The sequence below is a fragment of the Binatus sp. (SeqCode) genome (assembly GCF_050013435.1).
In the GTDB taxonomy this organism is placed as follows: Bacteria; Desulfobacterota; Binatia; order Binatales; family Binataceae; genus Binatus.
The window spans coordinates 1-18,949 of record NZ_JBEKFG010000021.1 but is presented as its reverse complement, the minus strand read 5'-3'; the positions used below and the strand labels follow the sequence as shown (position 1 = coordinate 18,949).

19 protein-coding genes and 1 pseudogene are annotated in these 18,949 nt (G+C 60.2%); 14 read left to right on the top strand and 6 right to left on the bottom strand.

Features of this window, described 5'->3' with window-relative positions; translation table 11 throughout:
- Positions 1 to 10: 10 nt before the first annotated feature.
- The 3 genes and pseudogenes from ABSB13_RS06230 to ABSB13_RS06220 form a co-directional block, all read right to left on the bottom strand.
- Positions 11 to 640: an HAD family hydrolase gene (locus ABSB13_RS06230; RefSeq protein WP_428106526.1), complete on the bottom strand. Its 630-nt coding sequence runs from the start codon at positions 638 to 640 to the stop codon at positions 11 to 13.
- Positions 641 to 704: 64 nt separating this feature from the next.
- Entirely contained in the window at positions 705 to 1,205 is a 501-nt protein-coding gene (locus tag ABSB13_RS06225) for a winged helix-turn-helix transcriptional regulator (protein ID WP_428106525.1), read from the bottom strand.
- 157 nt (positions 1,206 to 1,362) lie between these two features.
- Positions 1,363 to 1,461: pseudogene (locus ABSB13_RS06220) on the bottom strand (IS1 family transposase); the annotation flags it as partial.
- A 187-nt stretch (positions 1,462 to 1,648) separates the two neighbouring features.
- On the opposite strand from ABSB13_RS06220, the gene ABSB13_RS06215 reads away from it, so the two are divergent.
- The 8 genes from ABSB13_RS06215 to ABSB13_RS06180 all read left to right on the top strand — a co-directional run bounded on the left by ABSB13_RS06215 (position 1,649) and on the right by ABSB13_RS06180 (position 8,789).
- Entirely contained in the window at positions 1,649 to 1,891 is a 243-nt protein-coding gene (locus ABSB13_RS06215) for a helix-turn-helix domain-containing protein (RefSeq protein WP_428106522.1), read from the top strand.
- Positions 1,892 to 2,055: 164 nt separating this feature from the next.
- On the top strand, positions 2,056 to 2,778 hold the full coding sequence (locus tag ABSB13_RS06210; RefSeq protein WP_428106520.1) for an SDR family NAD(P)-dependent oxidoreductase: 723 nt from the start codon (positions 2,056 to 2,058) through the stop codon (positions 2,776 to 2,778).
- 158 nt (positions 2,779 to 2,936) lie between these two features.
- Positions 2,937 to 3,644, top strand: a complete 708-nt coding sequence (locus tag ABSB13_RS06205) for a TetR/AcrR family transcriptional regulator (protein WP_428106519.1) — start codon at positions 2,937 to 2,939, stop codon at positions 3,642 to 3,644.
- Between the two features lie 32 nt (positions 3,645 to 3,676).
- The gene (locus ABSB13_RS06200; RefSeq protein ID WP_428106586.1) at positions 3,677 to 4,618 is read left to right on the top strand and encodes an HlyD family secretion protein; all 942 of its coding nucleotides are present in this window, start codon (positions 3,677 to 3,679) and stop codon (positions 4,616 to 4,618) included.
- The gene (locus tag ABSB13_RS06195) at positions 4,615 to 5,556 is read left to right on the top strand and encodes an ABC transporter ATP-binding protein (RefSeq protein ID WP_428106516.1); all 942 of its coding nucleotides are present in this window, start codon (positions 4,615 to 4,617) and stop codon (positions 5,554 to 5,556) included. The genes ABSB13_RS06200 and ABSB13_RS06195 overlap by 4 nt, the downstream gene beginning before the upstream one ends.
- 3 nt (positions 5,557 to 5,559) lie before the next feature.
- A complete protein-coding gene (locus ABSB13_RS06190; protein WP_428106515.1) occupies positions 5,560 to 6,513 on the top strand; it encodes an ABC transporter ATP-binding protein in 954 nt (317 codons plus the stop codon).
- A gap of 20 nt (positions 6,514 to 6,533) precedes the next feature.
- Entirely contained in the window at positions 6,534 to 7,646 is a 1,113-nt protein-coding gene (locus ABSB13_RS06185; protein ID WP_428106514.1) for an ABC transporter permease, read from the top strand.
- A 9-nt stretch (positions 7,647 to 7,655) separates the two neighbouring features.
- A complete protein-coding gene (locus ABSB13_RS06180; protein ID WP_428106511.1) occupies positions 7,656 to 8,789 on the top strand; it encodes an ABC transporter permease in 1,134 nt (377 codons plus the stop codon).
- A 14-nt stretch (positions 8,790 to 8,803) separates the two neighbouring features.
- On the opposite strand, the gene ABSB13_RS06175 is transcribed toward ABSB13_RS06180, so the two are convergent.
- The gene (locus tag ABSB13_RS06175; RefSeq protein ID WP_428106508.1) at positions 8,804 to 11,080 is read right to left on the bottom strand and encodes a thioredoxin domain-containing protein; all 2,277 of its coding nucleotides are present in this window, start codon (positions 11,078 to 11,080) and stop codon (positions 8,804 to 8,806) included.
- Positions 11,081 to 11,254: 174 nt separating this feature from the next.
- On the opposite strand from ABSB13_RS06175, the gene ABSB13_RS06170 reads away from it, so the two are divergent.
- From ABSB13_RS06170 to ABSB13_RS06145, 6 genes are all read left to right on the top strand, one after another.
- Complete coding sequence (locus ABSB13_RS06170) at positions 11,255 to 11,617, top strand: CAP domain-containing protein (RefSeq protein WP_428106506.1); 363 nt, start codon at positions 11,255 to 11,257, stop codon at positions 11,615 to 11,617.
- 17 nt (positions 11,618 to 11,634) lie between these two features.
- Positions 11,635 to 12,633: a methyltransferase gene (locus ABSB13_RS06165; protein WP_428106504.1), complete on the top strand. Its 999-nt coding sequence runs from the start codon at positions 11,635 to 11,637 to the stop codon at positions 12,631 to 12,633.
- A gap of 12 nt (positions 12,634 to 12,645) precedes the next feature.
- A complete protein-coding gene (locus tag ABSB13_RS06160; protein WP_428106501.1) occupies positions 12,646 to 13,269 on the top strand; it encodes a hypothetical protein in 624 nt (207 codons plus the stop codon).
- Complete coding sequence (locus ABSB13_RS06155; RefSeq protein ID WP_428106500.1) at positions 13,266 to 14,234, top strand: MBL fold metallo-hydrolase; 969 nt, start codon at positions 13,266 to 13,268, stop codon at positions 14,232 to 14,234. Before ABSB13_RS06160 ends, ABSB13_RS06155 begins: the two co-directional genes overlap by 4 nt.
- A 98-nt stretch (positions 14,235 to 14,332) precedes the next feature.
- Positions 14,333 to 15,229: a DNA adenine methylase gene (locus ABSB13_RS06150; RefSeq protein WP_428106498.1), complete on the top strand. Its 897-nt coding sequence runs from the start codon at positions 14,333 to 14,335 to the stop codon at positions 15,227 to 15,229.
- Positions 15,230 to 15,256: 27 nt separating this feature from the next.
- A complete protein-coding gene (locus ABSB13_RS06145; protein ID WP_428106495.1) occupies positions 15,257 to 16,117 on the top strand; it encodes an endonuclease NucS domain-containing protein in 861 nt (286 codons plus the stop codon).
- 49 nt (positions 16,118 to 16,166) lie between these two features.
- Here the strand turns inward: ABSB13_RS06145 and ABSB13_RS06140 are convergent, their stop codons facing one another.
- Positions 16,167 to 17,780 carry a VWA domain-containing protein gene (locus tag ABSB13_RS06140; protein ID WP_428106493.1) on the bottom strand — a complete coding sequence of 538 codons (1,614 nt, stop codon included), beginning with the start codon at positions 17,778 to 17,780 and terminating at the stop codon, positions 16,167 to 16,169.
- The coding region (locus ABSB13_RS06135) for a MoxR family ATPase (RefSeq protein WP_428106491.1) at positions 17,777 to 18,949 on the bottom strand (1,173 nt) is incomplete at its 5' end. The genes ABSB13_RS06140 and ABSB13_RS06135, both read right to left, overlap by 4 nt.

Here is an 18,949-nt window from a genome sequence, read left to right as displayed (position 1 = left end):
CCGGCGCGCCTCACGCCTGGCTCGCGTCCAATAGCTCGAGAGCCGTTTGCAGATCGGCAATCGTCGCAATCAGGCGATGATGTTCGATGCGACTGCCGACGCCGATGAAATGCATGCCCGCGCTCTCGGCCGCCTCGCGATCTATCCTGCTGTCGCCCACGTACACGGCCCGCGCCGCCGCCACACCCGCGCGTTGCAGGCACAGGCGCAGGATGTCGGGCGCAGGCTTGGGGCGAACCTTGTCGAGTGCGCTGGCAACCGCGTCGAATACACCGCCAAGACCAAGATGCTCGACCAACGCGGGCACCGTCGCCGATCGATTGGTCGCCAGCCCCAGCTTGTAGCGCCGCTTGAGCTCGAGCATGAACGGGCGCAACTCAATCGGTGGCCGCAGCATCTTGAAAAACGGCGTCTGATCCATGTTGCGGGTCAAATCGTGCATCCTGCCGAGCTTGGCCGCGTCGCCACGCGCACGCGCCGCAAACACCTCGCTCGCGGCGAACGAAATCGACGCGACTTCCTCGTCACGGTCCAGCGGCGGTTCGCCGATCCTCGCGAAAATCCAGTTGTAGTAGGCAACGTTCGATTCCTCGGAATCGAACAGCACGCCGTCCGCGTCGAACATCACCAGCTCAATCATGTTGAACGAATATTGTGCGCGGATGACGCCCGCGGCGCCAGACGGCCAGGCGCGCGAGTGACAGTCAGCGCGCAGCGCGCTTGCGATCGGGCCGCTCGCCGCGGCGCGGATGCGCGGGCGCCGGCCGCCGCGGAATCGCGACGACTTCGCGCGCCGTGAGATGCTCCCCGCAATGAGAACAGACCATATCCGGCGCCATCTTCGCGCCGCAGGCGCGATGTATCAGCGTCATCGGCGGCCCTGATTCGTCACTGAGCCACGTGTCGCCCCATCGCATCATTGCGATCAACACGGGGTAGAGTTCGAGTCCCTTCCTGGTCAGCCGATACTCGACGCGGCTGTTGTCGCCCTCACTGCGCGCGCGATCGAGTATTCCGTCTCGCACCAGGTCACGCAGCCTCGAGCTCAAGATGTTGCGCGCGATTCCGGTCCCCTGCTGAAACTCGTCAAACCGGTGTCGTCCGAGAAACGCCTCGCGCAGTATCAGCATCGTCCACCGCTCGCCGATCACCGCAAGTGTTCGCGCGACCGAGCAGTTCATCTCCTTGACCGAATCCCATCGCATTGGCGTCTGTCGCTAGCCTCCCTCGATTTGAATTTCGCGTGCCGCAGCGCTCCCCAACTGCGCGGCTCGACCGAACCATCGTTGCACTTTGAAACCCGCTTTGCTAACCGGCGCCGTAGCCCGCGATCCACAACGCGCCTACGGCGTGATGATTTTACAGCTTGTTTGAAAAACCATTCGTCAGGCGGGTGAACCGGCGCATCTGCATCCGCGTCGAGAGATTGAATCGCTTGACGTATGAAGTGCTGATTTTATCGAGATCGCGATCGCCACAAAGAATGTCTTTTTCGACTTCCCGACACCTGCGGGCGAGCAGCGATGCTCCGCATCGTGTCCCCCTTCTATCAATACGTTATGCAATCGCTTATATCTATTAGTCAACACACGCTGACGCGGAGTGAACAGCGTGGTTCCGAGATTATTATGGGAGGATTCTGTTGTTTATGAAGCCCCACCACAATGGCGTACCCAGCCCGATCATGACGACTCCGGAAGTAGCCGAGTATTTACAGGTTCATCAGAGCACGCTCTACAAACTGATTCGCCGGGGTCAAATTCCGGTTTTCAAGATTGGCAGCGACTACCGTTTTGACAGGGATACAATCAAGACTTGGATGGCCGACCGGATAAGTAAATTTCAGACACTCCGTCCCAAATCAGGACCAACACCAGATTTAGAAGATTGACGCCCCGCATCTGGCACGCTCATTGCCGTTAAGGAGAGTGCCTGCTAACTGTATTAGTTGCAAATTGATACTGCTTTGCGGACCGGTGACAGCGGTGTTCCCGGTGGAAGTGCTGGCTGCATGGTGCAAATAGTGAGGGCCGGCCGCGCACGCAGGAGGCAGACATGGCAGCATCAAATCGTCGTCCAGTTTGTGCAGTTGTTGGGGTCGGACCCGGTTTGGGCGCCGCGCTCGCGCGCAGATTTGCCGAGCAGTACGCGGTCGCATTGGTTGCGCGCGGTGAAGACAAACTGACCGCGCTCGCGAAGGAAATTGAGAGCGCCGGCGGCAAAGCGATCCCGGTCTGTGCGGATGTCGCCAAGGCCGCGGACATAACAACGGCATTCGACAAGATTCGCCGCGAACTCGGCGACGTGGACGCGCTGCTTTACAACGCCGCGATGCGCCCGTTCGGCAAATTGATGGACACCAAGCCGAGCACCTTCGAGAACACCTGGCGGGTCAACGCCTTTGGCGCGTTTTTGGCCGCGCAGGAGGTTGTTCCGGCGATGCTGAAAAGGGGCAGCGGGACCATCATCTTCACCGGCGCAACCGCCGGCGTGAAACCGTATGCGACTTCGGCGGCGTTTGGGCCGGCGAAATTCGCGATGCGAGGGCTGGCGCAGGTGATGGCGCGCGACCTGCAACCCCAGGGGATTCACGTGGCGTACGTCAACGTGGACGGAGCGATCGACATGCCTTTCATCCGCGAGCGATTTCCGCAGCTCGGTGCCGACGACATGCTCAAGCCGTCGGCGATCGCCGAAACCTATTGGCATCTCGCGCATCAGGACCGCAGCGCATGGTCTCACGAGGTGGACGTTCGGCCGTTCAAGGAGAAGTGGTAAGAAACCGGGCGGCCGTTGCGACCGCAGCGCGGCACTCGCCCTTTCACGCCTTCTAATCGGTGACGCAGATGTAGTTTCCCTTGACTCGCGAAATGCGGCGGCTTAATTAACTGATCAGTTAATAGCTCAATTAACTGTGCGGTTAACGAGCGCGAAGCATGACCGGCCGACGCACACCTGTCCGCAACCTCAACCGCACGCGCGAGAAGATCCTCGCCGCCGCACTCGCCGAATTCTCGGCCCGGGGTTTCGCCGGCGCGCGCGTCGACGCGATCGCCGGGCGCGCCCGCGTAAACAAGCGAATGCTCTATTACTGCTTCGGCGCCAAGCAGGATCTCTATCGCGAAATTCTGCGCCGCAAAATCGCCGAGCGTGCCGGATTGATCGAATCTGCGCCCGACGACTTCGCCGGTGCGCTCGCGCATATCTACCTGGGCGGTGGCACGGATATCGACTTCGTGCGCCTGATGGAATGGGAGGCGATCGACAGCGGCGGTAAAAAGTGCATCGCCGAAGCCGAGCGCCGCGCGCTATTCGAGAAGGCGGTCGCCCGGCTTCGCGTGCTGCAGCGCAGAGGATCGATACCCCGCGGCGTCAATCTGACTCAACTTTTTATTTCGATGCTGTCGCTGGCCATGTTCCCGCTCGTCATGCCCCAGTTGATCCGTCTGATCCACGGCATGGAACCTACCGACCCGCGCTTCATGCGTCAGCGCGCGAATTTTCTGCGTTGGCTTGGAGATCGTTTGGAGCAGACCACAGAGGCTGTTCGGATTCAGTCTCGGCGCCGGCGCAATCCAGTGGCGCCATCGCAAACCGCTGTACATCGGGGCCGGCCCTTCAAAAAGCCCGGTCAACTCGCATGAAGAAACGAATTATTTTTCTGGCTGTGGTCGTGATGCTTGGCGCGGGGGCATGGGCGGCGTATTCGCTGCTCTTCCAGCACGGCGGCCCGGCCAACAGTCTGCTCGTCTCCGGCGACATCGAGGCGCACGAAAGCGTGCTCAGCTTCAAGACCGTGCAGTCGCGGATCGTCGAGCTTCCGTTTGACGAGGGCCAGTGGGTGAACGCCGGCACTCTGCTGGCGCGCCTCGAGGACCACGACTACCGGCAGCAGGTTGTGGTGGACGAGGCAGCTCTGCTGGTCCAGCAACGGCAACTCGCGCTTGCTTTGCGCAATCTCGAAGCCGCCAAGCGCACGGTGGCTAGCGATCAGGCCGATCTTTGGGAGAAGACCATAGATGATCAGCGCGACCACGAGCTTTGGCAAAAAAACGTTGTTTCGACTCAGACCCGTGACCTTGCTGAAACCGCCCTGAAGCAATCGCGCGCGGTGGTCGAGCGCGACCAGGCTCTGCAAGCGGCGGCCGAGGAAAGCATCACCGTCGCGCAGGCCAACATCAAGAACGCGCAAGAGAGCCTGAAGCTCGCCCGGATCATCCTTGAGTACACGACCTTATACGCCCCCTTCTCGGGCGTCATTTTGGTGCGAAATGCGGAACTGGGCGAAGACATGCAGCCCGGCACGCCGGTATTCACCCTGGCCGACCTCGACCACGTGTGGCTGCGCGCCTATGTCAACGAAACCGATATCGGCCGCGTTCGCTTCGGGCAGGCGGCGCTGATCACGACCGACAGCTATCCGGGGAACAAGTACGTCGGCCGGATCTCGATGATCTCGGAAAATGCCGAGTTCACCCCCAAGAGCGTCGAGACCCACGCCGAGCGTGTGACCCTGGTGTACAGAATCAGGATCGACATCGAGAACCAGAGCCACGAGCTCAAGCCGGGAATGCCGGCGGACGCGACCATTGAACTGAGTCCGTCGGGATCGCCATGAGCGACGAAATCGTACAGGTCGATGGATTGACGAAACGTTTCGGTGAGGTCGTCGCCGTCAACAACCTGAGCTTCAACGCGCGCAAAGGGGAGATCCTTGGATTGGTGGGTCCCGACGGCGCGGGAAAAACGACGGCGCTGCGGATTCTCGCGGGAGTTCTGCCTGCCGATGCCGGCGCTGTCCTTATCACCGGGCAGGACGTTGTGCGCCAGCCGGAAGTCATCAAGAGCCGGATCAGCTATATGCCCCAGCAGTTCGGCCTCTACGAGGATCTGACGGTCGCTGAGAACATCCGCTTTTATGCCGACATCTTCGAAGTCAGCCGGACCGTGAGGCAACAACGAGAAGATCAGCTGCTTGAAGCTTCCGGTATGAGCCGGTTCCGAGACCGTCTGGCCGGCCAGCTCTCCGGAGGTATGAAACGCAAGCTCGGCATTGCCTGTGCCCTGATCCACACGCCGCAACTGCTGCTGCTCGATGAGCCCACAACCGGGGTCGATCCCGTCTCGCGCCGTGAGCTTTGGAGCATCCTCTACTCGCTGGTCTTCGAGGGGGTAACGGTGCTGGTCTCGACCGCTTATCTCGATGAAGCCGAGCGCTGCCACCGGCTGCTGCTGATGCATCAAGGCCGCCGTCTCTTCTTTGGCACCCCCGACGAGCTTAAGAACATGCTGCCCGGTGCGGTCTTGTCGATCAGCTCGCCCGATCCCCAGGCGCTCGAAACGGCCGTCGCCGGTGAGCAGGGTGTTTTGAGCGCAACCGCTATGGGCGACGTGCTCCATGTGGTGGTCGATGATCCTGATCGCCGCGTTGCGCAATTGCGCGCGGGGCTTGAACACGCAGGAGTCCCGTTCGGCGAGCCGCGCCGCATACCGGCAAGCGTCGAGGACGTTCTTGTTTACGTCATCTCGCAGCAGGAAACGGAACAAGGCTCGTGAGCGATGAACGACGCGCCGTCAATCGTAGTCGACAAGCTGGTGAAGCGGTTCGGCGCCTTTACCGCAGTCAACCAGGTAAGCTTTCAAATCCGCTCCGGCGAGATTTTCGGTTTGCTTGGGCCCAACGGGTCGGGGAAATCCACCACCATACGTATGCTGTGCGGTCTGCTGACTCCCAGCTCAGGGTCCGCCACGGTGGTCGGCCTTGACGTCGCGCGCCAGGCCGAAGAGGTACGCCAGCACATCGGGTACATGTCGCAAAAATTTTCTCTCTACAACGATCTGACTGCGATCGAGAACCTTCAATTCTTCGGCGGCCTATACGGGGTCAAGGGGCGCGCGCTCGACGAGCGCATCGCTTGGGCAATCAAAATGTCCGGGCTCGCCGGCAGCGAGCAATTGCTCACGGGCGAGCTGTCAGGCGGCTGGAAACAGCGACTCGCTTTGGGCTGCGCCGTGCTGCACCGCCCGCAGGTGCTCTTTCTCGACGAAGCCACCGCCGGAGTCGATCCGCTTTCGCGCCGTCAGTTCTGGGAGCTGATTCACGAGATGTCGCGCGAAGGAGTCACGATCCTGGTCACCACCCACTACATGGACGAGGCGGAATACTGCAACCGGCTGGCCCTGATCGACCAGGGCCTGATCGTTGAGATGGGAACTCCAACCAAGATCAAGCAGACTGCCATAAAAGGCGATTTGTTATTGGTCGAATGCAGCCCGCTCGGTGGCGGACTCGCGGCCGTGAAGCAGGCGCCGGGAGTGCTCGAGGCTTCGGTCTTCGGCGCCGCCCTGCATGTAGTAGTCAGCACCGGGCGGCAGCCTCTGACCGAACTTCCCGCCTTCCTGGCAGCTCACGACGTCCGTGTCGGCCGAATCGAGCTTATCAGCCCATCGCTTGAGGATGCCTTTGTCTCCCTTACTGGAAGCCGGGCTCTCGGCAGTGAATCCTATCAATGAATCTCCGGCGCACAGTGGCCATGAGCCGCAAGGAATTCACCCAGGTTCGGCGGGATCCGTATAGCCTCGTCGTTGTGCTCTTCCTGCCCCTGGTTCAGATCCTGCTGCTCGGCTACGGGGCGCGGCTGGACGCCAACCATATACCGGTGTACGTCCTGGACCAGGAAGGCAGCCAGGACAGCCAGGCTCTCCTCAAGGCATTTCAAGCCTCGCCCTACTTCGACGTGATAAAGGCCGTTGATAACTATCACGCCCTCGTGCGAGCCATCGATGCCGACCAATGCAAGCTCGGGATTGTGATCCCATGGAACTTCTCCGAGCGTCTCGACGATGCTGGCCGAACCAGTGTCCAAGCTATAGTTGACGGGACCGACGACAACAGCGCCCAACTCGCCGAGGGTTACGCCCAGGCGGTGGTGGCAACCTATGCCAACAATGTGCAGCTTGACTGGTTCGCACGTCATGGTCTTTCCCAGCAGGTGACCATCCCTCTCAGCGTCGACTACCGCACCTGGTTCAACGAAGACCTGGAAAGCAAGAATTTCATCATTCCCGGAACTGTCGCGCTGGTGATGGCGCTGATGGGCGCTTTGCTGTCATCGCTTACCATCGCGCGCGAGTGGGAACGTGGCACCATGGAGCAGCTGATCGCCACTCCGGTAACCGCGCTGGAAATAATGGTGGGAAAGCTGGTTCCCTACCTGGGTATCGGATTGGCCGACGCCATACTCTGCGCAGTCTTTGCGGTCGGCTGGTTTGGGGTGCCCTTCCGCGGCGGATTGGGGGCGTTCTTTCTCGCTACAACCTTGTTCCTGATCGTGATTCTTGGCATCGGCTACATGATCTCGGTTGCGACCAAGAGCCAGCTCGGCGCAAGCCAGTACGCGCTGCTGGTGACGCTGCTGCCTACCTCGATGCTTTCGGGCTTCGCCTTTCCGATCGATCAGATGCCAGCGCCCATACGAGCTATCACTTACCTGGTTTATAGTCGCTACTACGTGAGCGCCCTCAAACGTATTTTTCTCAGCAGCGCAGGGATTAGCGACCTTGTTCCGGAGGTCGTGGCAATGATCATCTACGCGCTGGTCATCGGCTTTTTTGCCACACGCGCGTTTCACAAGAGCCTGCAGTAGAGGAAAGCCATGTTCGACCGCATCTGGTGCATGATCGTCAAGGAGTTCCTCCAGCTAAGGCGCGACAAGTACGCGCGGTTTCGATTGCTGGTTCCGCCGATCATCCAGATGCTCGTCTATGGCTATGCCGCCACATTTGATGTGAACCGGGTCCAGATCGCGGTGATGGACTTTGACCATAGCCAGGAAAGCCGTGACCTCTTGAGCCGCTTCACGTTTACAGGCCGGTTTGAAGTCGCGAAGGTCCTTTCCAATGAGCAGGAGCTGAAATCGCTCATCGGCCGGAGCGACGTCCCGATGGCGCTCAAGATCGAGCCCGGCTTCGCCGAGCTGCTACGCAAGGGACAGACCGCGCATCTGCAGGTCATCGTCGACGGGACTAATTCCAACACGGCCCTCATCGCCGTAGGATACGTCAACCAGATTGCTGATCAGTTTTCCCAGGACTACGCGACCTATCGACTCGAGCAGATGATGCCCGCACTCGCTGCAGTCGTTCCGCAGATAAGCCTCGAGCAACGGCCGTGGTACAACCCGGATCTCAACAGTCAATGGTTTTTCGTCCCGGGAGTTATCGGCAGCATCACGCTTATGATGGTAGTGACCCTGACCGCGTTCGCGATCGTCCGCGAGCGCGAAATCGGCACGCTCGAGCAGGTCATGGTCACTCCGATCAGGCCCTTGGAGTTCATCCTCGGTAAGACCATTCCTTTTTTCGTGGTGGGCCTGGCGGACGTGATTCTGGTCGCGGTCGTAGGAACCCTCTGGTTCCAAGTGCCCTTTCGCGGCAATGTACTGGTCTTGCTGCTCGGAGTCGTTCTGTTTCTTCTCAGCACCCTGAACGTGGGCCTGCTCATCTCCACACTCTCATCGACCCAGCAGCAAGCCTTCGTCCTGGGGTTCTTCTTCCTCAACCCGGCTTTCACGCTCTCGGGCTTCGCCTTCCCGATCACGAGCATGCCCAAGGCCATGCGGATGATCACCTATGTCGATCCACTAAGATATTTTCTGGTTATCTTACGTGGCACTTTCCTCAAAGGCGTGGGCCTCGACATCCTGTGGCCGCAGATGCTGGCGCTCGCCCTGCTGACCTCGGTTCTGATGCTCATCAGCGTGGCGCGCTTCCACAAGTCCATCGATTAATCTTTCAAACCGGATCACATCGGCGGTCGTCCGAGAGCCGGTCTGTCGTTGGCAAGCGATGCCTTGTCGTTCCCCGGGACGCCGAATCTCCAGATGACCTCCGCGAGTTTCGCCGGGGTCCCGACCGGGGTGGCGCACGCCGTTCCTGCACATACAAACGCGAGTGGAACTCCCTTCTCAGCGCTGGATGCGAACATCGCCTGCATCGCGTCCGGCATCGCCTTGGCGGCGCCGCGATCCGATCCGATCCGCATCACGATTTTTCCGGGACGATAACTCGCCAACGCCGTGTTCCATAGGGCTGCCGCGCGCGCGTCGCTATGCGGCCCGGCTACTGCGACCATCGCGTCGCCGTTGGCACGATACTCCAGCTCAAGCCCGACCGTCGCGACTGAGTTGCTCAGCATCGATCCCGCCATCGCCGGCGCGCTCGCCATTAGTTCGTTCGCGGCCTTCGCGTAACTGCCATCGCCGGTGAGGAGCCCGAGCTTCGCCGTCGCGATCGCCATCGTCGCCTGCACCGACGGAGCCGGCATGTCGTAAAACACCGGCGCGCTCGCCTGAGACTGCGCAATCACCGTTCCCGCGTCTTCGGTTTCGCGATTCACCAACAAGCTCGAACCATCAGCGCGGAAGTTCTTCAGAATAATCGCGGCAAGCATCCGTGCTTCGACCAGATATTTCTCCTCGGCCGAGAACTGATACGCGTCGATCATCGCGTCGAGCAGGTAAACCTGGTCGGCGGCCAGACCTGCCACCTGCCCGCGTCCACCCGACCAGACGTGAAAAAAACTCCCATCGGGCGCGCGCAGATGCCCGAGGATGAAGTCCAAATCGTTGAGCGCGGTGCGTTGAAGACCCGGATCGTCAAGCGCTGCCGACGCCGTCAGATACGCATCCGCCATCAATGCGTTCCGATCGGTCATCACGGCGCGATCGACCTGCGGCGCTTTGCGGCGAGACCGCACCGCGAGCATCGCCTCCGATGCGCTGGCAATCGCCCTGCGCGCTTCTTCCACGGGGATTTTCAGCTTCGCCGCTGCTTGCTCGGGGCTCATCGAGCGCCTCAGCACGATTCGTCCGTCGGGGGCTCGCGCGGGCGCGTCTTCCATGCCGTAAAATAAAATCGCGACGCGCGCGTCATCCGGCCGGATCGCCCGCTTCACTTCCTCGACCGTCCACGTGTAGTAGCTGCCGTCGTCGCCCTTGAACGAATCGGCGTCCTGATGCGAGTAGAACGCGTGCGTCTTCGGATCGAGCAACTCGCGATTCACGTAGCCGGCGATCGACTTCGCGACCCGCGCGAATTCCGGGTCGCCGCTGGCTTCGTACGCGTCGCTATACGCTTGCAAGGCCATCGCGTTGTCGTACCCGAGCTTCTCGAAATGTGGCACCTGCCAATGAGCATCGGTCGAGTAGCGATGAAATCCGCCGCCCAGCTGATCGAATACTCCTCCTGCCGCGATTTTCTTGAGCGTGTCGAGAGCCATCGCAGTGAATTCCGGATGCCCGTAAAAGCCGTGCGCGAGTGCCAGCTCGATCGCCGGGAAATCGCAAAATCGCGGCCCCGGACCTGATGCGAATCCTCCCCACTCACGATCGTATGACGCCGCCAGTCCCGCGAGTATTTGCGCGCGCAGGCCGTCGAGTCCTCCGTGCGCCGTCGCGGCCCCGCTGCTGGGCATGGATTTGAGCTTCTGCGCGGTTGCCTCCGCCTCACGCTCGAGTCCCACACGATCCGTCGCGTACACTTGCGAAATTCGCTTGAGCAGCGGCCCCATCGACGAGTCTTCTCCGCCGCTCCCGTTGGGTCCGATCCCCGGCCGCGGTGGCAGATATCCTGCCGCGAAGAACAACGCGCCATCGGGCGTCGTGAAGCACGTCAGCGGCCAGCCCCCCGCACCGGTCAGTTGCGCGGCGGCATTCTGATAGTACTCGTCGATGTCCGGACGCTCGTCGCTATCGACCTTGACCGGCACGAAGTTGCTGTTCAGCGCCGCCGCAACTTCCGGGTCGGCGTACGTCGTCTCGTCCATCACGTGGCACCAGTGACACCAGACCGCGCCGATGTCGATCAGGATCGGACGGTTCAGCGTCCGCGCCAGTGCGAGCGTCTGTGGACTCCACGCCTGCCATCGAATCGCGCTCGACGATGCCTCGCGAAGATACATACTCGGCGACGACTTGAGCGCACCGGCCGGCAGCGCATTTGCCGGTTCCGATCCGGCGCTCGCCCCCGTACTCAGGAAGCAAAGGATCGCGACTGACGCAAGAATTGTTCGCGTTGACATCCGCTAGATGGCGCGATAGCTGGAAATTGAAGGGCGACGCAGCCCGGCGACCGTCGCGTCGCGGTCGGTGAAAGCAATGGCGCCTGCGAACGCCGGTGATTCAAGTTTTGAGTTCAACTATGAATGCCACGCGTAACAACCCGCACCGCCGCCGAGTTCCATCGTGAGCGAAATATGAGCCCAAGATCAGCAACGCGACGCCGCCCGTCGGGAATCCGCAATGGCCCGGCCAAAGTCATCAGGCTGCCAACTTCCAGAGTGGTCCGCCGGCGCCGGGCGATCAAGGCGGGACTCGGCCTGCTCGCGCTCTCGATCCTCGCTGCGATAATCGCCCGATTATACTTGAGGCACCTCGCGGCTCCTTCACCCGAAAAGCTATCCGGTTTGACCGGGAATAAAACCGAACTCCGGGGCCCGACAAACCAGGAACGCCCGCGCGCTGCCGGCATCATCTCCGCCAGGTTCACCGCGACCGGCGTCGGATTCGCTCAATCCGCCGACGGCAACACTTACCTTGCGCAAGACTTCGTGCGCTGAACGGCGGGCGTGCAGCGATGGATTTCGCCGAACTCGCTGCGCTGGCCTCAGGTCACGCCGAGGCACGCGCCATCCAGACCGCGCTCAAGCTGGGAATTTTCGACACTCTCGAGTCGTCGGCGCTCGACGACGCCGCTCTCGCCGCCGCCATCTCCGCCAATCGCCGCGCGACCGCTCTGATTGCCAACGCGATGGTGGCGCTCGGCTTGCTCGCCAAACGCGCCAATCGCTACGCGCTCACCGATGCGGCGCGGCGCTATCTGCTCCGCTCGTCCACCGAATACCTTGGCGGCTTGATCCTGTTCGACGAAGCTATCTTCGAAACATGGACGCATCTCGAACAAACCATTCGCACCGGCGTTCCCGCGCGCCCGACCGACATGTTTCAAAGCCGTCCCGAAGAGACCGAACGATTCATCCGCGCCATGGACAGCCTCACTCGCGCCCGCGGCGATCCGACCTACGTCGCCGATCGGCTCGACCTCAGCCGCGTCTCGATGATCGCCGACATCGGCGGCGGGCCGGGAACCTACACCGCGGCGATGCTTCGCCGATGGCCCCGTCTGCGCGCTGCGATTTACGATCTGCCTGCCACGCTCGAAGTTGCGCGCGCAATCCTCGCCGAGCGCGAGCCCGCGGCGTTGGCGCGAATCGATTTGGTCCGCGTCGATTACCTGTATGATCAGATCCCGGGCCCATGCGGAGCCCTGTTCATGTCGAATATAATTCACAATGAAGATGAAACGGCCAACGCTGAACTTTTCCGCAAGTGCTTTCGCGCGCTCGAATCGGGCGGCATGATGATCATCAAGGACCACATCATGAATGCCGACCTCACAGAGCCCAGACCGGGCGCGATTTTCGCCCTCTACCTGCTGCTGGCCACGCGCGGGCGCGACTATTCTTTTGACGAAGTCTCCCGATGGCTCGGTGACGCCGGCTTCGTCGATATCAGCCACGAAGCGCTGCCAAGCCCTCCGTTCACCTCCTCGATGGTGATCGCGCGCAAGCCGTGAACCGTTGAAAAAGTGAAAAGTGAAAAAGTGAGCAACCTTATCGCGCGCCGGATCGCGTCCCTGGCAATCGTAATCGCGCTTGCGGCCGCATGCTCTGGATGCGCCGCGGGTGCTATTGGCGTGGTCGCCACCGCTGCCCCGGCGGTCGCCGCCGGCAGTGCCGAGGTCATCGGCATCGGGGTTTCGGCGAAACAGGCCGGCGGCACCGGAGCTTCCGCCACGGAAAACGCCGACCAATGCGATCAACTGCTGCGCGTTGCGCCCGGCGTCGAGGAAGTCCGCAAGAACAAAGACGGGCTGATCGAGTCGCGCCAGTGGAAGATTTCTCAAAACTCCACCGGTCCGGCCTGGATAGTCGTTCGCACCAAGGACGCGCCCGCGGAGGGCTGGCAGCCCAGGCCCGACATCCCCGAGCTGCTCTTCAATCCGCCGCTCTATCAAGTGCTCGAGCCCGACAAGCCGCAATATCTCGCCTACGCTCCCGCCAGCGTGATTAACGTTTCCGACAGCGAACAGTTTGACTCGATGACCGGGGCGTTCGGCGCCGGCATCGGCACCTTCCAGTGGCATGGTCGTACCTACAGTTACGTGGTGGTCAAGGAACTGCCCTGCTTCAAGCCGCCGCCGGAGAAGTGAATTCGATTTCGTTCCATCCGTTGCGCCTGATGCGATCCCGGCCACGAGCGATCGCCGCCGTTGCCCTGATTTCGCTGGCGCTGTTTGCCGCGAGGTCGTACCCTCTGGACATGAACGCTGCGCCCGCCAATCCGCATCCGCGTCTCGAGCCCGCGTCGTGGCCCGACGACTCGCTCACGATCACAAATCTTGGCCACGCCACCCTGCTCATGAATTTTTTCGGCACGCGAGTGCTCTCCGACCCAACCCTGTTCTCGCGCGTCGGCGTGTCGTTCGACTCGATCCTCACGATCGGACCAAAACGAATCGTCGATCCGCCGCTGACTCCCGCGCAATTGCAGCACATTGACATCATTCTGATCACGCACGCACACATGGATCATCTCGATCTGCCGTCGCTCGAAGCCCTGCCCAAGAGCGCGGTGGTGGTCGCGTGCGAAAAGTGCGCAAAGCTCATCGCGCCGTTGGGCTTCAACGACGTTCGCGAACTCAAGTGGGGCGAGACGACCGTTGTCAAAGGACTCACCATCCGCGCGATGGGCGCGCGGCACTGGGGTCGGCGATGGCCTCCGCTGGGCGCAGGCTACGGCTTCAATAGTTACGTGCTGGAAAAAAACGGCCGCCGGATGCTGCTCGCGTGCGACAGCGCCCAGACCGATCTCTTCGCCAGCCTCGCATCGACGCCGCCCGACGTCGCGGCCTTCTCGATCGGCGCCTACGACCCGTGGATCTACAATCACGCAAATCCCGAGCAGGTCTGGGCGATGTTCCAGCAGACGCGCGCCCGCTACCTGATTCCCATTCACTGGGGCACGTTCAGGCTGTCGAAGGAGCCGATGCAAGAACCGCTGCAACGGCTAATCGCGGCAGCCGGCGGTCAGCAGGATCGAATTGTGATACGTCAAATCGGCGCAACCTGGACTCTGCCCGCGTCGATCGAGGCGCGTCAGGCCGCCGGCCGCTGACCTGTTGATGATCCAGTTCAACCGCACTATTCAGGAATAAAACCGTGTGTTAACCTCCACGGTTAATGGTTCATGGCTGACAATGGGAGGAACGTTCGTTGATCGCGAAGCCTGAACTGCCACTCGTTCAGTCTGATTTGGATGACGGTGCCCCGTTCCTTAAATGGGCTGGCGGAAAAACGCAGCTGCTACCGCAGCTGATACGACTTCTTCCAAAAAATTTCGGGCGATACGCAGAACCCTTTGTTGGCAGCGCCGCATTATTCTTTCAACTGAGGCGCAGTCGAGGAAAATTTCCAGCGATCTTGATGGATTTCAATGATGAGCTAGTGAACTGCTTTACAATCGTCCGCGATTCAGTTGACGATTTGATTCCGCTACTTGAGAAGCACCGGGCTAGCCACAGCCGCGAGTATTATTATGCGATTCGCGACCTTTCACCGAATCAAATGGATCCCATTGCTCGTGCGGGGCGTCTGATTTATCTGAACAAGACATGTTACAACGGGTTGTATCGAGTGAATTCGCGCGGTCAATTCAATGTGCCGATCGGCTCGTATGCAAAGCCCGGAATCTACGACGAGCCATCGCTCAGATCCGCCAGCAAATCTTTGCAAGATACCGAAATCCTCCGAGCCGATTTCACAGATGTTCAGGACCATGTAGAGGCAGGCGACTTCATTTATTTCGACCCCCCGTATCATCCCATCTCGAAGACTTCTAGCTTCACCGGATACACCGTCCGAAATCCTGGTCTTCCGACGCGAAGACGAGAAGCTACCTCCTTCGGCGTAGACGAGCAGCAGCTAGTCGCCGCAACGTTCAGGCAATTAGATGCGAAGGGCTGTTTGGTAATGCTCAGCAACAGCGATTCACCGCGGATACGACAGTACTACGAGAATTATCGAATCGATGTAGTGTCCGCACGACGTGTAATCAATTGCGACGGAAGTAAGCGCGGCGCGATCGATGAGATCGTTGTTCGCAATTACTAGCGATCAATGCGCATAAAGTCCGTAGACGTGCCGCAAGCAGATACGCTCGGACTCGTCGTAAAACTGCTCGCTACAATATGGCCGACCGGCAAACTCTCAACCGCTGCAATCGCCAGCGAACTCGGAATCGATAGACGACAGGTCGATTACTATAAGCAGGCGGCCCGAATTCTAGGGTTCGTTCGATCCAGCTCGCAGCGACTTGAGTTCACAGAAGCAGGCAAGGAACTGATGTCGTCGACGCGGCGACCTGACCGGAATGAGTTGCTACGGAGCGCTGTTCTTCGCACGCCGATCATCAATAATTTGGTGCGAGACCGTCGCCCTGAAGAACTCAGCGATTATCACGTAAGGCGATTTCTTAAGCGCAGCACAAGCTTAACTGGTACGACTATTCCTCGTCGTGCCCATACTATTCTGTCGTGGATTCACACTGTTCTGGACGTCGACCCATACGACCCGAAATCAGTTGCGAAGAAGGCCGCGGAAGCGGCTAGTCCGCAGTTCCAAGAGTACCGAAGTCATGAGGAAGGTTACGCACACCGAACGCTGAAGGAAGCTATCGCTGAAAATCCTCGGAAACATCTAGGGGAAACACTCACGTTAGTGCAGGTTGAATATCCGTTCCCCACGAATGATCGCGCCGACGTTCTGTTTTTTGACCAAGCCGGCCGTTTTGTCGTCGTGGAAGTCGAAGTAGATGTGGGACCGCGCGACTTTCCCGGTCTTCTGCAGGCTCTGAAATACAAACATATGCTCGCGATGATCACGAGCGTTCCGGCAACGAAAGTGCGCGGAATGTTGGTAGCACGATCGATAGCATCTGCGATGAAGGAGCGAGCGCGTGACTACGAGGTTGAATGCAAAGAGGTTAGCGGCGTCGTCTAGGCATTAATCTCAGTTTTCGCTGCCATGCAACCGCTGGCGCACGCGGCGTTCAGACACGCTTGCGCTTCTTGGCGAGATAATCGACCAGCATGTATTCGCCGAGCCGGTCGGGACGGGTGAACAGCGCGCGGCCTCGATTGATCAGCGTCATCTTGTCCACGAACGCGCGCAGGCTGGGCGAATCGTCGAGCATGAACGTGTTGATCGTGATTCCCTTGCGCGTGATCCGCTCCACTTCCTTCAGCGTCTCCTGCGCCGCGCGCATGCTGATGCCGCCGAACGACAAAGGCCATTCGCAGTACAGCCGCTTGTTCAGGAAGTAAGCGGTCGGCTGCCCGTCCGTGATCACGATGATGTGCTGATTGCGCGACGGATGGCGCCCGAGCAAATCCGAGGCGAGCCGCAACCCGTCCTGCAGATTGGTGAACGGATCGCCCATGTTCCACGACGCTTCGGCCAGATCCTTGAGCTTCAACTCGACCGCGCGCGTATAAAAACCGACGATCGCAAAATAGTCGCGCGGGAACTTCGAGCGAATCAGCGTCTCCATCGCCATCGCGACTTTCTTCGCCGCCGCAAATCGCCCTTCCCAGCTCATCGACCACGACATGTCCAGGCACAGCACCGTCGACGAGGAACTGGCGTAATCGTTTTCGTAAATCTCGAAATCTTCCGGCCGCAACTCCAGAGGAACGCCCGCCTTGCGCGCCAGCGCATGCTTCAGCGTCGCGACCAGGTTCAGATTCAGCGGATCGCCGAACGCGTACGGCTTGGTCTGCTCCGGACGCATCTCGGTGATGCCGCGATGGTCGGTCTGGTGTCCGCCCGAACGATCCTTCAACAGGTTCTGGTAAATGTCGCGTAGCGCCAGTTGCCCGATTCGCTGCACGCCCCTGGGCGAGAGCTGGAAATGATCGCCCTTCGGCATCATGTAGCCCGACTGCGTCAGCAGCACCATCACCTGCTTGAGATTTTGAAAATCCTTGCCCGCCTGCTGGCCTAAAATCTGCTGCAGGTCTTCCATCGAGATCGTGTCGAAGTTGCCCGACATCAGGTCCTGTTCGAGCTGGCGCATCCGCTCCATTTCCCGCATCAACTCGAGCGCCTCGTTGTAGCCGAGGCTCTTGGGACCGTGGAACATGTGCTGATTGCGATCGCGAAAATTCTCGAGGTCGCGAATGTTTTCGTATTCCTTGAGCAGCTCGTCGAAGTCCGCCTTGGCCTGCGCGTCCTCGAACTCGTGGCTCTCCAGCTTGCGCATCGCCTCCGACAACCGGCGCGGCATGCGCGACAACTCGCGCTGCTTCTCCTCGACGCCGGGCTTTTGCCCCTTGAGCGATTCCAGCTTGGCCCGCTCGCGATTCAAAATGTCGTCGAGCTTCTGCTCCATCTCGGAGAGCGCGCTCTTCAGATTGAAGTCGCGATAGCGCTGGCGCATCTCCTGGCGCAGTTGCTCGACAAACTCCTCGAGCCCCATCACCCGCACGCCGTCAAAGTCCATCCCCTGCCGCATCATCCAGTCCATCGCCTGGCGAACGTCGTCGGTGTACGACAGATACTCCGCCAGCTTCTCGAACACCTTGTCGGCGTCGAGCTTGAGCCGCTGGCTCCCATCCCACTGCGTGTAGCGGGCGGCGACCGTGCTCAAATCCCTGCGCGTCATGCGTGATAGGCGAAGCGCCCGCCCTGGCGATCCTTGTTGAGCTTCTGATGCAGATGCAGGCCCTCGAAAATAAACTCGCTCGCCGCCGCCATCAGCCCCGGCGTCTCGAAGGGCCCCAGCAGCGCGATCACTTCGCGCAGTCCCGTCACCTCGCGCAGCGGTTCCATGTATTCCGACGACGGCGCGCTGTCCGAAACCTCGACTCCCCAGCCCTGCTCGAAGTAGCTCGAGACTTTCTTCAAATCGTCGAGCTTCAAATAGCGATCGAAAACCTTCAGCACCGCGCGGTTGATCAACCGCTCGATCAAATCGTCTTCTTTCTTGTCTTCGCCGACATACTCGAGCTCGATCTTCCCGGCCGTCGACGCATACAGCGAATGCAAATCCGAAATCCGCGGCACGATCTCGTTCTCCGCGTTTCGCACCGCGCGCTTCTCCGCGTTGGAAATCGCCGATTCGAAATTGTTGATCGTGACGCGCACCGACACGCCCGACGATTGGTTGATCTCGTTCGACGCCCTCGCCTCGAACGTAATCTGCGCCAGGATGTCCTTCATGAACTGCGCAGTCCGCACCTCCATGCCCGCGCGCAGCGGATGCACCGCTTCCTGCTCCATGATCGCGATCTCGTGCTCGATCGTCTTGGGGTAATGAGTGCGAATCTGGATGTCGAAACGATCCTTGAGCGGCGTGATAATCCGCCCGCGCGACGTGTAGTCCTCCGGATTCGCGCTCGCCACGAACACCACATCGACCGCCAGGCGAATCTTGTAGCCCTTGATCTGGACGTCCTTTTCTTCCATCAGGTTGAACAGTCCGACCTGCACTTTCTCGGTCAGGTCGGGCAGCTCGTTGATGGCGAAGATGCCGCGATTGGTGCGCGGGATCAGTCCGTAATGAATCGTTTCCTCGTCGGCCAGGTAGCGCCCCTCGGCCACTTTGATCGGATCTATCTCTCCGATTAAGTCCGCCACTGAAACGTCGGGCGTGGCGAGCTTTTCCGAGTATCGGCTGTCGCGCCCGATCCATCCAATCTCAAGCGCGTCGCCTTTCTCTTCTTTCAGCTTCACGCATCGGCGGCATATCGGCGCAAACGGATCGTCGCTGATTTCGCATCCCGCGACCACCGGCACATATTCGTCCAGCAATCCGACCAGCGATCTTATTAT

What these genes read in the sequence shown, in the direction of transcription:
- ABSB13_RS06175 (WP_428106508.1), bottom strand. Translation starts at nt 11,080, where the DNA reads ATGTCAACGCGAACAATTCTTGCGTCAGTCGCGATCCTTTGCTTCCTG.
- ABSB13_RS06215 (WP_428106522.1), top strand. Translation starts at nt 1,649, where the DNA reads ATGAAGCCCCACCACAATGGCGTACCCAGCCCGATCATGACGACTCCG.
- ABSB13_RS06140 (WP_428106493.1), bottom strand. Translation starts at nt 17,780, where the DNA reads ATGACGCGCAGGGATTTGAGCACGGTCGCCGCCCGCTACACGCAGTGG.
- ABSB13_RS06195 (WP_428106516.1), top strand. Translation starts at nt 4,615, where the DNA reads ATGAGCGACGAAATCGTACAGGTCGATGGATTGACGAAACGTTTCGGT.
- ABSB13_RS06210 (WP_428106520.1), top strand. Translation starts at nt 2,056, where the DNA reads ATGGCAGCATCAAATCGTCGTCCAGTTTGTGCAGTTGTTGGGGTCGGA.
- ABSB13_RS06230 (WP_428106526.1), bottom strand. Translation starts at nt 640, where the DNA reads ATGATTGAGCTGGTGATGTTCGACGCGGACGGCGTGCTGTTCGATTCC.
- ABSB13_RS06165 (WP_428106504.1), top strand. Translation starts at nt 11,635, where the DNA reads ATGGATTTCGCCGAACTCGCTGCGCTGGCCTCAGGTCACGCCGAGGCA.
- ABSB13_RS06170 (WP_428106506.1), top strand. Translation starts at nt 11,255, where the DNA reads ATGAGCCCAAGATCAGCAACGCGACGCCGCCCGTCGGGAATCCGCAAT.
- ABSB13_RS06225 (WP_428106525.1), bottom strand. Translation starts at nt 1,205, where the DNA reads ATGCGATGGGATTCGGTCAAGGAGATGAACTGCTCGGTCGCGCGAACA.
- ABSB13_RS06200 (WP_428106586.1), top strand. Translation starts at nt 3,677, where the DNA reads ATGCTTGGCGCGGGGGCATGGGCGGCGTATTCGCTGCTCTTCCAGCAC.
- ABSB13_RS06180 (WP_428106511.1), top strand. Translation starts at nt 7,656, where the DNA reads ATGTTCGACCGCATCTGGTGCATGATCGTCAAGGAGTTCCTCCAGCTA.
- ABSB13_RS06205 (WP_428106519.1), top strand. Translation starts at nt 2,937, where the DNA reads ATGACCGGCCGACGCACACCTGTCCGCAACCTCAACCGCACGCGCGAG.
- ABSB13_RS06185 (WP_428106514.1), top strand. Translation starts at nt 6,534, where the DNA reads ATGAGCCGCAAGGAATTCACCCAGGTTCGGCGGGATCCGTATAGCCTC.
- ABSB13_RS06190 (WP_428106515.1), top strand. Translation starts at nt 5,560, where the DNA reads ATGAACGACGCGCCGTCAATCGTAGTCGACAAGCTGGTGAAGCGGTTC.